Origin of the sequence: Pseudomonas sp. H9, assembly GCF_004353925.1 — a bacterium.
Lineage (GTDB): Bacteria > Pseudomonadota > Gammaproteobacteria > Pseudomonadales > Pseudomonadaceae > Aquipseudomonas.
Window position 1 is genome coordinate 18,083 of the sequence record NZ_SMOK01000020.1, and the last position, 12,706, is coordinate 30,788.

Consider the following 12,706-nt stretch of genomic DNA (forward strand, 5'->3'; position numbering starts at 1 on the left):
GTTTGCGCGCTCCCGGCGTCGCCCGTCTTTCCCGACAGAAATACTAGGACTTTGTTCGGCGGCCAGGTTGGCGTAAACTGCCGGCAAGTCTGTGAGGAACTTCCATGAGCGCCATAACTATTACCGACGCCGCGCATGATTACCTGGCCGATCTGCTGTCCAAGCAGAACACCCCGGGTATTGGCATTCGTATCTTTATCACCCAGCCGGGCACCACTTACGCCGAAACCTGCATTGCCTACTGCAAGCCGGGCGAAGAAAAGCCGGAAGACACGGCCGTGGGTCTGGCCAGCTTCACCGCCTACCTGGATGCGGTCAGTGTGCCGTTCCTGGAGGATGCGGTGGTTGACTACGCGACCGACCGTATGGGCGGCCAGCTGACCATCAAGGCGCCAAACGCCAAAGTGCCGATGGTCAACGAAGACAGCCCGATCAACGAGCGTATCAACTACTACCTGCAAACCGAGATCAACCCGGGGTTGGCCAGCCACGGCGGTCAGGTGAGCCTGATCGAAGTGGTTGAAGACGGCATCGCCGTGTTGCAGTTCGGCGGTGGTTGCCAGGGTTGTGGTCAGGCCGACGTCACCTTGAAAGAAGGCATCGAGCGCACCTTGCTCGAGCGCATTCCTGAGCTCAAGGGCGTGCGTGATGTGACCGACCACAGTCAGAAAGAAAACGCCTACTACTAAGGCGTTTTAATCGCGGGGCAAGCCCGCTCCCACCGACCAGGTAGGAGCGGGCTTGCCCCGCGATGCATTTCAGCGCCAAGGCGCCCCTGGGCCGCTCAGCCCCGCACAGCACGCAGCAATCGCGGTAGGAGCGGGCTTGTCCCGCGATAGCGGTGTACCAGGCAAACCGCTATCGCGGGGCAAGCCCGCTCCCACTGGAGAAGTGTTATCGGTTTGGCCAATGCAAGCCTTGAATCAATCGATTTGAGCGAATCTGTCGTGGCCATGAGTATGTCCCCAGCCAAAACAACGTGCTTCGGCAGCGGCAGCCTCAGCCGCATCAGCGCCCTCACCGAGGGACAGCAAGTTGCGCGGGTGACTTTCCCCGAACCGCGGACCCTGGGCTTGCTCGACCAAGTCCAGGCGCTTCTGGGTCGAAGCGGCAGATTGCCAGACAGTAATCGCGCTGGGTGGCGGTAGCGCCATTGATACAGCTAAAGCACTTGAGTGAATGACGTCGTGTGGCGGGCCCATGCGTTATCCATTCTGGCCCGCTATGTGCTTTGCCCCCTGTAACGATTGCTGATCGATTGGTCAAACCTGCAAGTCGCTGATGCGACAGCTTGGGTAAGAACAATCGATCAACTACGTCGGACTCCGTATTTACAGGGATCAGATGCATGACGCTTGCCCAACCACTCGACCTCGACGCCCGCGATACTGGCTGGAGTGCGGAGTTGATGCTGCGCTTTGTTCCGCGTGGCACGAAGACCTGTATTGGTGCGCGGCGGCATTTTGGTCCTCTTTTGGTGCAACGCCCGTTCTATCCGGAAGGGGCACCGTGCCACGTTTATGTGCTGCACCCGCCCGGTGGTGTGGTCGGTGGCGACAAATTGGTGCTCGACGTGCACCTGGAAAGCGGCAGCCATGCGCTGCTGACCATGCCCGGGGCAACCAAGTTCTACCGCAGTGGCGGTGCCACCTCGACCTTGCACCAGCACTTTCACCTGGCAGCCGACAGCGTGTTGGAGTGGTTGCCGCAGGGCAGCATCTGTTTCCCCGGCGCCCGTGTGCGTCTGGAAAACCGCTTCAGCCTTGAGCCGGGGGCCCGCCTGCTGGCCTGGGAAACCCTGTGCCTGGGGCGACCGGTGATGAACGAAGTGTTCAGCCACGGTGCCGTCGACAGCCGCTTACAGATCGATGTGCCGACATCACCTGGCCTGTGTGAGCGTCTGCGCATCAGCGGTGGGCAACTGGAAAAGCTTGGTGGTTACCCATTACAGGCGACCTTTTGTGCCTATCCGGCGACCGAGGCACTGCTGGAGCAGACCCGCGCCTTGATCGACGACCTCAGCGTGCCGGCCGCCGCGACCTTACTGGATGAGCTGCTGGTGGTGCGCCTGCTGGACCACGACAACCAACGCCTGCAGTTCAACTTGCAACGCATCTGGCATGCGCTGCGTCCGGCCGTGGTCGGCCTGGCGCCGTGTCCGCCGCGTATTTGGGCCACTTGAGAGAACGCCATGGAGCTGACCCCGAGAGAGAAAGACAAATTGCTGCTGTTCACCGCTGCGCTGCTTGCCGAGCGCCGCCTGGCACGTGGCCTGAAGCTCAATTACCCGGAAGCGGTGGCGTTGATCAGCGCCACGGTCATGGAAGGCGCGCGCGACGGGCGCACAGTAGCCGAGTTGATGAGCCTGGGCCGCGAAGTGCTCAGCCGCGAGCAGGTCATGGAAGGGGTCAGCGAGATGATTCCCGACGTGCAGGTAGAGGCGACGTTTCCCGACGGCACCAAGCTGGTGACCGTGCATGAGCCCATCGTTTAGGAGTGCAGGATGATTCCCGGAGAAGTACAGGTCGCCGACGGCGACATCGAACTCAACCAGGGCTGCGCGACCCTTAGCGTGACCGTCGCCAATCACGGTGATCGCCCGGTGCAGGTCGGTTCGCATTACCACTTCTATGAGGTCAACAACACCCTGGTGTTCGAGCGTGAAGCGACCCGTGGCTTTCGCCTGGACATCGCTGCGGGTACGGCGGTGCGCTTTGAACCTGGTCAGGCGCGCACGGTGACTTTGGTGCCCTATGCCGGCAAACGTGAAGTGTACGGCTTTCAGGGGCGGGTGATGGGCAAGCTGGAGCGCCAAGGATGAGCCGAATTTCCCGTCGGGCCTATGCCGACATGTTCGGCCCTACCGTGGGCGACCGCGTGCGCCTGGCCGACACCGAGCTGTGGGTCGAAGTAGAGCAGGACTTCACGATTTACGGTGAAGAGGTCAAGTTCGGTGGTGGTAAGGTCATTCGCGACGGCATGGGCCAGGGTCAGATGCTTGCCGCTCAAGCGATGGATCTGGTGCTCACCAACGCCCTGATTATCGACCACTGGGGTATCGTCAAAGCCGACATCGGCATCAAGAACGGGCGCATCGTCGGCGTCGGCAAGGCCGGCAACCCGGATGTGCAGCCGGGTGTCACGTTACCGATTGGCGCCGGTACCGAAGTGATCGCCGCTGAGGGCAAGATTGTCACCGCAGGCGGTATCGACTCGCACATTCACTTCATTTGCCCGCAGCAGGTGGAGGAGGCACTGACCTCGGGGATCACCACCTTTATCGGCGGCGGCACCGGGCCGGCTACCGGCACCAATGCCACCACCTGCACCTCCGGGCCCTGGTACCTGTCGCGCATGCTGCAGGCGGCTGATGAACTGCCGATCAATATCGGCCTGTTGGGCAAGGGCAACGCGTCGGCGCCCGAAGCGCTGCGCGAGCAGATCCATGCCGGCGCCGTTGGCCTCAAGCTGCATGAGGACTGGGGCTCGACTCCGGCGGCCATTGATTGCTGCTTGAGCGTGGCTGAAGAACTCGACGTACAGGTGGCGATTCACACCGACACCCTCAACGAGTCCGGTTGCATCGAAGACACCCTGGCCGCCATCGGTGATCGCACCATTCACACCTTCCATACCGAAGGTGCCGGGGGCGGTCATGCGCCAGACATCATCCGCGCCGCCGCCTTTGCCAACGTGCTGCCATCGTCGACCAACCCGACCTTGCCCTACACAATCAACACGGTGGATGAGCACTTGGACATGCTCATGGTCTGCCATCACCTGGAACCGAGCATTGCCGAGGATGTGGCGTTTGCCGAATCGCGCATTCGCCGCGAGACCATTGCCGCCGAAGACATCCTGCATGACCTCGGGGCCTTCTCCATGACCTCGTCCGATTCCCAGGCCATGGGCCGGGTCGGTGAAGTGGTGCTGCGCACCTGGCAGGTCGCCGACCAGATGAAGCGCCGTCGCGGCCCGTTACCACCCGACAGCCGCTACAGCGACAACTTTCGGGTCAAACGCTACATCGCCAAGTACACCATCAACCCGGCACTGACCCACGGTATTGCCCATGAAGTGGGCTCGATCGAGGCCGGCAAACTGGCTGATCTGGTGCTGTGGGCACCGGCGTTTTTCGGGGTCAAGCCGGCGCTGGTGATCAAGGGCGGGATGATCGCCATGGCGCCGATGGGCGATATCAATGGCTCTATTCCGACGCCGCAGCCGGTGCACTACCGACCCATGTTCGGCGCCTTGGGCGCAGCGCGTAACGCCACGCGCATGACGTTTTTGTCGCAGTCGGCGTATCAGCGCGGGGTACACCAGCAACTGAGCCTGCGCAGCCTGATCGGCGTGGCCACGGGCTGCCGCACGGTGCGTAAGGGCGACATGCTGCACAACGGCCTGTTGCCGGTGATTGAAGTGGATTCACAGACCTATGAAGTGCGTGCCGACGGTGAGTTGCTGGTGTGCGAGCCGGCCACGGTGCTACCGATGGCACAACGTTATTTTCTGTTCTGAAGGAGCGAACATGATTGTTTTGACCCGGCGCCTGAGCGAAGCCGCCCAGCCCAACGCAACGGTCACCCTGGCCCTGGATACCCGGATCAAGAGCCGGGTGCGCGTCACCCTCGACGATGGCCGTGAGGCCGGTCTGATGCTGGCGCGTGGCCAGTTGATTCGTGGCGGCGATCTTTTGGCTGATGAGCAGGGCAATGAAGTCATTCGCGTGCTGGCAGCGGCTGAACAGGTTTCTACCGTGCGCTGTGACGACCCGTTGCTGCTGACACGGGCCAGCTATCACCTGGGCAATCGTCACGTGCCGCTGCAGGTCGAGCGCGATTTCGTCCGTTACCAGCATGACCATGTACTCGACGAAATGGTCCGAGGCCTGGGTTTGCAGGTCATTGTCGAGCAAGCCCCATTCGAGCCGGAAGCAGGTGCTTATCAAAGCGCACCGCACAGTCACTCACATAGCGATCACCGCTTTGTGCGCGTGGCGCAACACTGATTTTCAATAAGGAGATTACCCATGAAAAAAGCCCTCGCCCTGGCGCTGCTGTTGGTTGCCGTCCCTGCTTTTGCCCATCCAGGCCATGACAGCAACCCGCTGCAAGACGGCCTGCTGCACCCATTGACTGGCCTCGATCACCTGCTGATGTTGCTGGGTACCGGTGTGCTGGCCGCACTCACCGGGCGTACCCTGGCGCTGCCGCTGCTGACCCTGTGTGCAATGTTTGCTGGTGCTTTCCTCGGCCACCTGTTCGGCGGGGTGATTGGTATGGAGCCGATGATCATCGGCTCGTTGCTGGTGGCGGCCGCTGCTTTGTTGCTGCCCAGCCGTCAGCTGCTGTTGGCCCTGGCCATGCCGCTGTTCGCCTTGTTCCATGGCTGGGCTCATGGCGTTGAAGCCAGCCCGGGGGCGTTCTGGCTGTTCAGTGCCGGTTTTGTCACCGTCAGCGGCCTGTTGCTGCTGGTCGGCTTTGGCGCGGGCTGTTTGCTGCGTCGGCATCAAGGCCTGCAAAAAGCCTGCGGCGGTGGCCTGCTGGCCGGTGCTGCGCTGGTGTTGGCCGGCTGATGAGCAACGAGCTGAAGCTGCTGCGCCTGCTGCAATTGGCCAGCCCGAACCTACCGGTTGGTGGTTTCACTTACTCCCAAGGTCTGGAGTGGGCGGTGGAGGCGGGTTGGGTGCAAGGCGCCGAAGGATTTCGCGCCTGGCAACTGCAGCAGCTGCACGACACCCTGGGCTGCCTCGACTGGCCGCTGTTGGCGCGCCTCTATCGCGCCTGTCAGGCCGACGATGCCGAAGCGTTCGCGCGTTGGAGCCAGTTCCTGCTGGCGAACCGTGAAACCGCCGAACTGCGCCTGGAAGAGCGCCAGCGAGGCATGGCGTTGGCACGCTTGCTCGACGGCTGGCAGCTATGCCAGGCGCCGCCATGGCGAGCCAGCGTGGCACTGAGCCAACTGGGTGGTATGGCCTGGCTCGGTGCGCAGTGGCAGATCCCGCTGCGTGATCTGGCCTTGGGCTATGGATTCGCTTGGCTCGAAGGTGCAGTGATGGCGGGGGTGAAACTGGTGCCGTTTGGTCAGCAAGCCGCGCAAAGCCTGCTGCGTGACCTGTGCGAGGCACTGCCCGAGGTGTTGCAGATGGCCCTGGAATTACCCGACGACCAGCTGGGCGGTGGCTTGCCGCTGCTGGCGATTGCCTCGTCGCGTCATGAAACCCAATACACCCGATTGTTCCGATCCTGAGGAAATAGCGTTATGCAAAGCTACCAACAACCCTTGCGTGTCGGCGTCGGCGGCCCGGTCGGTTCCGGCAAGACGGCCCTGCTCGAAGCCCTGTGCAAAGCCATGCGCGACCACTATGAAATTGCCGTGGTCACCAATGACATTTACACCAAGGAAGACCAGCGCATCCTCACCGAAGCGGGTGCCCTGGCGCCCGAGCGCATCGTAGGGGTGGAAACCGGAGGTTGTCCGCACACGGCAATTCGTGAGGACGCCTCGATGAACCTGGCTGCCGTGGAAGACCTGGCGCGCAAGTTTGGCAACCTTGAAGTGATTTTCGTCGAAAGTGGTGGCGATAACCTCAGCGCCACGTTCAGCCCGGAGTTGGCTGATCTGACGGTGTATGTCATCGACGTGGCCGAGGGCGAGAAAATCCCGCGCAAGGGCGGGCCGGGGATCACCAAGTCGGACTTTCTGGTGATCAACAAGATTGACTTGGCACCTTATGTGGGTGCCTCGCTGGAGGTGATGGAAAAAGACACCCAGCGCATGCGCCCCGAGCGGCCCTGGACCTTTACCAACCTCAAGACCGGGCACGGGTTGCAGCGGGTGATCGACTTCATTGTCGAGCGTGGCATGCTCAAAGCGGTGCAAGGCTAGCAACACCCTTGCTCGGTCGGAGCGGGCTTGCTGTAGGAGCGGGCTTGCCCCGCGATGCTATGTGCCTGATGCACCGCAATCGCCGGACAAGCCCATTCCTACTAGTAGTCCAGCCACTCAATTTGCGCGATCAGTTTCTTGTTCAGGATGCGCATGAGCACAAAGGTCAAAACTTCAATGTTGTTATCGAACGAGCCGTGTGTCGCCTGAATCTGCCGGCCTTCACGGGTGGTGAGCACCGAGGACGAATGCCAGACCCGCAAGCGATCAGGTTTCGTCGGCCAGTTCGCCAGCCACTTTTGCACGCTCGGCAACGTGCTGGCGTTCCACTGTTTTGGATCATTGGCAAATTGCGGGTCAAGGGTGCGCTCCATGCCCAGCAGAGGCTGATTGGGTACATCTTCCAGGGCCCGCGACACCAGGTAGAGCAAGGACTTGCCATAGGCGGGAACGTCGGGCGTCGGCAAGCCATCGGCCCTCTCATCGTCATCGCGCAGGACATCGAGCCACAACTGCTCAAGGCTCAGCACCCCGGTGACATGTGCATTGAGGTAGTGCTTCAAGGCGAACTCAGTGGAACAGGCGGCGGCAAACAATTCGCAACTTTTTACTTTGACGGGTAGCGCGGGGAGCTTGCCCAACAGGTCCAGCAGGTGGCCCAACAAAATCGAGCCAGCCGAATGGCCCACCAGATGCAGCTCCAACTTCGCCCCTTGGCCTTGCAAGTCGACGGCCAAAGATTGCAGGGCCCGGCTTAGCAGATCCAACCCGTGCCCGGGGCGGCTGCTGTCGCGGGCATTGTTGCGCATCTGAGTCCAGATACCGGTGCCCAACACCTTGGCAAGCGCCTCAACGGTTTTATCCTTGGCATCACTGAAGAAATCATCCACACCTTGGACAAGCTCATCCTGACCGCCAAACAGCTTCTTGAACCAGTCTTGCGCCATGTTCGCCAGGGTTTCACCCGGGCCGGTTTTCCAGGTCATGAACAACGGATAAATGCCGTTGGCCAGGAAGTAGGGCGCTAGCACGCGGATGCGTTTAATGGATTCGTCTTCACCGTTGAGTCCACCGTGTGCGTAGATCACCAGGCGTAAGGTCTTTTTCTGCGCCTGTGTCTGCAACCAGGCCAGTGGACGCTCATGCACGGTCTCTTTCACTAAACCTGCGCGATCCAAAGGGCTGCGGGTGAAGTCAGTGGGCACAATTTCACCATCATTCCCGGTGACCAGGGTTAGTTCATAGGCGCGCGGGGTGCTTATCGGCTGATATCTCGGTTCGTTGAAAGGGTGATCGAAGGGCCAAGGGTCGTCTACTGGGTTAGCCGGTTGCCGCGCTGAGCGATCGAGCGCGGTCAGCGAGCGCCCGGAGCCGACGCGGAAGGGTGAAGACATTTGGTCACGCAAATCGATTTGGCCGGGCTTGAGGCTGCGCGGGTCCGATAGCTGCTGCGGCACACCGAGCGCGCACGCCCAGGCATCGGTGCCATGGATGACCCAGTCTTCATAGGGCAGTACGGCAAAACCGGAACGGCCCCAACGGGTGCCCCAGGAATTTTGCACCACGAATCCCCGCTGGTCGTAGCCGACAATGGCAAACGCGTGGCCGCCAAGTGAGCCGGGTACTTTTGCGGTGGGAATGACCGGCAGACTGTCAAGGCTGTCGGGCAGTGCCGTAGCCCGCTTGTGCATAAGGCTTTCCCAGCCATCGTGCACCCTGGCCGACACATACACGGCGCCAATGTTCAGAACCGCCGCCTGCAGGTCGACTACGGCGTTGCGGTTGATGCGGTAATACACACCCAATGGCCGGGTCGCCGCATCAGTGTTCCACTGGGGCAAGGGGCGGACAAATCCTTCTCTGGAAAACGGCCAGTGCTGTTCGCTGCACACCCCATGTTTGTGCCAGCCTTTGAGCGCGCCACGGCAACTGGAGCCCTGATAGTCGTCACCGGGCCACTCATCGTAGCGCCGGGCCAGTTCGTAGAGCATGCGCGGGCTCACGGCGGCAAAGCTGCCCGTGCTGCCAAGCGCCAGGTGTTGTAGCCACAACAGGTAGTTGACCACACACGCCAGGCCGAATCCGGTACACGCGCCTTCGCTGCCTTGATCCAGTACCAGCCCTTGGGCGACGTAGCTTTTCAGGTAAGTGGCCAAATCCGCTTGTGCCGGGGCACAGGGTGGCAAGGAACGCAGCGGTGGGGTGTAGGGCAGGTCGCGAAAGTCCAGGCGGTCGGGGCGCGCGTCAAACAGGCGACCGGCAATTGGCGTGCGATTGACTGCGGGTTTGGCAGCCGGGCTTTTGACGGTACTGGCTTTTGATTTGCTCATGCGCTTCTCCTTGCGTGAAGGGTGACCTCACCTCACAGGTAAGCCGTCGCGTGGGCGACAGCGTTCAGATCGCACCAAAATGTACGGCTAGCCAAACGGTAGCGCGGGTGGCGTCGGTCCACTCGACCCGGTGTCGACAATGGGCGGGAATCTCGACAAAGTCGCCAGGTTTCAACACTCGAGAATAGTCTTCGTGTTCCAGGCGCAACCCGGCCGAACCCTTGAGCAACAGGACCCACTCGCATTGCGGTTGGTCGTACCAGAAACCCGGCGGGCTCGCCTGGCCATGGGAGACAATACGTTCTATACACAAACCGGGGCGCGTCAACAGCTCGTCGAAGTGTTCTTGCGCTTGATCGCTGGGCAGTGGGCTGAACAGGTTGTTGAGCATCGTGGCCTGACCCTCGTCTGCTACCCCATTGTGGTTTAAGGTGGCGTCTGCCACTCATGATAGGGAGTCATCATGAAACACTCGCTTGTGCAGCCGCTGTGTGTCGCTCTGTTGCTGGGGTCTGGCCTGCCGGTACTGGCAGCATTGCCCAGTGCGCCGTCGTACATCGATGACAGCGTTTACCCGGAGGCGGCCAAACAGCGCATTCTTCCGCCGATGTTCGAGCAAACACTGACCAGCACCCGCTACCTGGCCAATGCCGACAATCCGTTGATTACGCTAGCTGAAGCCAGCGACTTCAACCAGACCAGCGACTACACGCAAACACGCGACTACCTGAACAAGCTGGTGGCCGCCTCTGGTGGCAGTATCGTGTTGCATGACCTGCCGGAGAAAAGCGCCGAAGGCCATGCGATGGTCATGGCCATCGCGTCGCTGGAAGTCGACAAGTCGCCGGCCGGATTGAACGAGTCAGGCAAGCCGACGATTTTTGTCGAGGCGCAGATCCATCCCGGCGAAGCCAACGGCAAAGACGCCATGTTCATGTTGCTGCGCGACATGACCACTGGTGAAAAGCCTCTGGCGAAACTGCTGGAGAAGGTCAACATCCTGTTCATTCCCACCGTCAACATCGATGGTGACCTACGCCGCAGCGCCTATGGGCGGATTAACCAGAATGGCCCGCAGCAGACCGGATGGCGGGTCAACGGCTTGAACTACAACCTCAACCGTGACTTCACCAAACTCGACAGCGCTGAAATCCGCAACGTTGCCTGGGTGTTCAACACCTATGACCTGAGCTTTTTCGCCGACACCCACTCCACCGACGGGGCCATGTACCCCTACGACAGCTCCTACTGCCACAACGGTAACGGCTGGTCACCCGCCAGCAGTGCGTGGATGGATAACGTGATGAAGGCACCGGTGTACCAGGCACTGCAAGGCGACGGCCATGTGGTGCATGAGTGCATCAGCCTCAACGACAACCAAGACCCGACCCAGGGTTACTACCCATACCGTACGGACTACGCGCGCTTCTCCAACCAGTACGGCGATATTCGCAACGTTCCGTCGATTCTCATCGAGCAGCACGCCCTGCACCCGTACCGAACCCAGGTGTTGGGCAATTATGTGATGCTCAAGAGCATGTTTCAGGTTATCGGCGAGCAGTCGGCATCGCTCAGGGAGGCCATCCGCCAGGACCGGGAGCGTCTGGAGAACCAGCAGGATGTCATTCTCACCTGGAAGCCGGGCAAGGCCGAGACTATCCCGTTCACCGTCGGTGACTACCGTTACGAGCAGTCGCCGATCACCGGAGCCAAGACCATCGTCTGGAGCAACAAACCCAAGCAGTTGAACGTACCGGTGACGGGTAATACCGAGCCGGATCTGGTCACCAAACGGCCTCAGCAGTATGTGGTACCTGGCCAGTGGCGCGAGGTCATTGCCCGGCTCAAGGCCCATGGCATCCAGATGACGACCCTGGAGAAACCGACGGCCATGGACGTTACCCTGTACCGCATGGATGAGGTCAAGGTGGCCGGCGGCTTCGAACCGGACCGTGCACAGGTCAACCAGATTCCCGGTTACGAAGGGCGCCTGCCGGTCAGTGGTGTGGCCAAGCCGTTCAAGCGCTCGCAGACCTTCCCCGCAGGCTCGGTGGTGATCGATCTTGATCAGCCGCTGGGGGTGTTGGCAGTTAATCTGCTGTACCCGCAAAGCCCTGACTCGTTCTGGGCCTGGGGCTTTTTCAACTCGACCCTGGTGGTTGCCGAGGAGCCAGAGGAATACGTGATGGAGCCCATGGCGCGCAAGATGCTCGCACAAAGCCCGGAACTCAAGGCCGAGTTCGAGGAGAAACTCAAAAACGACAAGGCCTTTGCCGCCAGCCCCAGTGCGCGGTTGCAATGGTTTTATCAACGCACGCCGTTTTATGACGTGAATGCGTTTGTTTATCCTGTGGGGGCGGTGTTTTAGTGCCTGTCGCGGGGCAAGCCCGCTCCCACCAGTGGGGGCGGGCTTGCCCCGCGATCATGATCAAAATAATAAGCGAGAGTAAGATGGTCGCACCGTTGTCCATGGCAACCCTGAAGACGTTCAATCAGTGTGTGCTGACATTGGCCAGGCTCGCCCGCGAGGAGGGGGGCTCGCACTTCATTGCCGACGGCTTGCGCGCATTTCGGCAACTGGTGCCGTTTACCTCGGCCTGGTGGGGAGAGATGTCCGACAGGGACTCCAGTGTGCCACTGCAGAGCTGGATGACCGGGCGCATCGACTTACCGGCATCCTTCGCCAGCGAGTGGCACCACGTCGCCGACCTGGACAGTTTTGCTCACGACACCTTGGCCAGGCCGGGGCGGGTGATCCGCGACAGCGAATTCACTGACCCGGTTGAAGCGGTCAATGACTTCGCCCGCCGGTACGACCTCTATCACTTGATGAGTATCACCTTCGAACTGCCAGAGAGCGGTTTGAACTTCTTTGTCTGTTTGTATCGCGGGGTCGAGGACAACGCCTTCAATGCCGACGAAGAGGGGCTGTTCTGCGCCTACTGTGAACACTTGCTGCAACTGTGGCGATTTCAGGTCCAGGACATGATCCGCCTCGACACCGGCAACGGTGCCAGCGACTTTGGGGTGGCCCGCCTGGATGGCAGCTTGTTGTACGTCGGCGCACGTTTGTGCGCAGCCATTGAGCGCGAAGTGCCCGGCTGGGATGGTTCTACGCTGCCGGTCGAGGTCATTGCGCAGTTGCACAAGGTGCCCTGCGTGATGCGCCTGGGCCGCTGCGCGCTGACCCTGAGCCCGAATGGCGAACACGTGATTTTGTCCCTCGAAACCCACGCACCGGGTGTAGCGCTGGCGCCGCGTGAGCGCACTGCCGCCATGCTGTTTGCGGCTGGTCATTCCTACAAGGAAATTGCCCGGATACTGTCGTTGAGCCCGGCGACCGTGCGCACCTACCTGCGCAATTGCTACGTGCAGCTGGGGGTCAAGAGCAAGGTCGAGCTGGGTTCGGCCTTGCGCTCGGTGGCACCGCAGGCCGAGAAAATCACCTGACCCTCCTCATTTGCAGAGGTCCATTCTTGTGTTGT

The 12,706-nt window shown here is 61.0% G+C and carries 13 protein-coding genes and 1 pseudogene; 12 read left to right on the forward strand and 2 right to left on the reverse strand.

Annotation, left to right across the window (positions count from 1 at the left end; all coding sequences use genetic code 11):
- Nucleotides 1-104 precede the first annotated feature (104 nt).
- From nfuA to ureG, 10 genes and pseudogenes are all read left to right on the forward strand, one after another.
- A complete protein-coding gene (gene nfuA, locus E1573_RS15950) occupies nucleotides 105-689 on the forward strand; it encodes a Fe-S biogenesis protein NfuA (protein WP_028941949.1) in 585 nt (194 codons plus the stop codon).
- A gap of 264 nt (nucleotides 690-953) precedes the next feature.
- A pseudogene (locus E1573_RS15955) lies at nucleotides 954-1,173 on the forward strand (hypothetical protein); the annotation flags it as partial.
- A 175-nt stretch (nucleotides 1,174-1,348) separates the two neighbouring features.
- Nucleotides 1,349-2,182 (forward strand): urease accessory protein UreD, encoded by an 834-nt coding sequence (locus tag E1573_RS15960; protein WP_133215375.1) that lies wholly within the window; start codon nucleotides 1,349-1,351, stop codon nucleotides 2,180-2,182.
- A gap of 9 nt (nucleotides 2,183-2,191) precedes the next feature.
- Entirely contained in the window at nucleotides 2,192-2,494 is a 303-nt protein-coding gene (locus E1573_RS15965) for an urease subunit gamma (protein WP_133215377.1), read from the forward strand.
- A 9-nt stretch (nucleotides 2,495-2,503) separates the two neighbouring features.
- Complete coding sequence (locus tag E1573_RS15970; protein ID WP_133215379.1) at nucleotides 2,504-2,821, forward strand: urease subunit beta; 318 nt, start codon at nucleotides 2,504-2,506, stop codon at nucleotides 2,819-2,821.
- Nucleotides 2,818-4,521, forward strand: coding sequence for an urease subunit alpha (gene ureC / locus E1573_RS15975; RefSeq protein ID WP_133215381.1), 1,704 nt, complete (start codon nucleotides 2,818-2,820; stop codon nucleotides 4,519-4,521). Before E1573_RS15970 ends, ureC begins: the two co-directional genes overlap by 4 nt.
- Before the next feature lie 10 nt (nucleotides 4,522-4,531).
- A complete protein-coding gene (gene ureE / locus E1573_RS15980; protein WP_133215383.1) occupies nucleotides 4,532-5,011 on the forward strand; it encodes an urease accessory protein UreE in 480 nt (159 codons plus the stop codon).
- A gap of 21 nt (nucleotides 5,012-5,032) precedes the next feature.
- Nucleotides 5,033-5,578, forward strand: a complete 546-nt coding sequence (locus tag E1573_RS15985; protein WP_133215385.1) for a HupE/UreJ family protein — start codon at nucleotides 5,033-5,035, stop codon at nucleotides 5,576-5,578.
- Nucleotides 5,578-6,252 (forward strand): urease accessory protein UreF, encoded by a 675-nt coding sequence (locus E1573_RS15990; RefSeq protein ID WP_133215387.1) that lies wholly within the window; start codon nucleotides 5,578-5,580, stop codon nucleotides 6,250-6,252. The genes E1573_RS15985 and E1573_RS15990 overlap by 1 nt, the downstream gene beginning before the upstream one ends.
- Before the next feature lie 12 nt (nucleotides 6,253-6,264).
- Nucleotides 6,265-6,891, forward strand: a complete 627-nt coding sequence (gene ureG, locus E1573_RS15995; RefSeq protein WP_133215389.1) for an urease accessory protein UreG — start codon at nucleotides 6,265-6,267, stop codon at nucleotides 6,889-6,891.
- A gap of 101 nt (nucleotides 6,892-6,992) precedes the next feature.
- Here the strand turns inward: ureG and E1573_RS16000 are convergent, their stop codons facing one another.
- Together E1573_RS16000 and E1573_RS16005 are read right to left on the reverse strand one after the other, a co-directional pair.
- Nucleotides 6,993-9,221, reverse strand: a complete 2,229-nt coding sequence (locus E1573_RS16000; protein WP_133215391.1) for a C1 family peptidase — start codon at nucleotides 9,219-9,221, stop codon at nucleotides 6,993-6,995.
- Nucleotides 9,222-9,285: 64 nt separating this feature from the next.
- Entirely contained in the window at nucleotides 9,286-9,612 is a 327-nt protein-coding gene (locus tag E1573_RS16005) for a cupin domain-containing protein (protein ID WP_133215393.1), read from the reverse strand.
- Nucleotides 9,613-9,684: 72 nt separating this feature from the next.
- Between E1573_RS16005 and E1573_RS16010 the strand changes: the two genes are divergently transcribed.
- Both E1573_RS16010 and E1573_RS16015 read left to right on the forward strand, forming a co-directional pair.
- Nucleotides 9,685-11,589: a M14 family metallopeptidase gene (locus E1573_RS16010; RefSeq protein ID WP_133215395.1), complete on the forward strand. Its 1,905-nt coding sequence runs from the start codon at nucleotides 9,685-9,687 to the stop codon at nucleotides 11,587-11,589.
- An 83-nt stretch (nucleotides 11,590-11,672) separates the two neighbouring features.
- Nucleotides 11,673-12,671 carry a helix-turn-helix transcriptional regulator gene (locus tag E1573_RS16015; RefSeq protein WP_256659550.1) on the forward strand — a complete coding sequence of 333 codons (999 nt, stop codon included), beginning with the start codon at nucleotides 11,673-11,675 and terminating at the stop codon, nucleotides 12,669-12,671.
- Nucleotides 12,672-12,706 lie beyond the last annotated feature (35 nt).